This is a genomic window from Streptococcus sp. KR, assembly GCF_002238115.1.
GTDB lineage: Bacteria > Bacillota > Bacilli > Lactobacillales > Streptococcaceae > Streptococcus.
In genome coordinates, this window is sequence record NZ_NGVM01000327.1 from 1 (window position 1) to 230 (window position 230).

At 43.5% G+C, this 230-nt stretch carries 1 pseudogene; it reads left to right on the forward strand.

From position 1 onward, the window contains the following. A pseudogene (locus CBI42_RS12145) lies at nucleotides 1-230 on the forward strand (transposase); the annotation flags it as partial.

The following is a 230-nucleotide window of genomic DNA, read 5'->3' on the forward strand; positions in this document are numbered from 1 at the left end:
TGTCCTTAAAAATGGCTGTACTTGGCGTGATTTGCCGGCTGATTATCCAAAGTGGTCCACCGTTTACTACTATTGGATGAGTTGGTCAAAAGCCCCCACCCCTGATAAACCAGCTTTATTAACTCAGGTTTTAAAAAAATTGTCGCTACCTTACGATCCAAGCAGGATCGTTCGGCGTTAACTTCCTTCATTATCGTTGACGCTCAGAGTGTTAAAAATACCGAAACGGC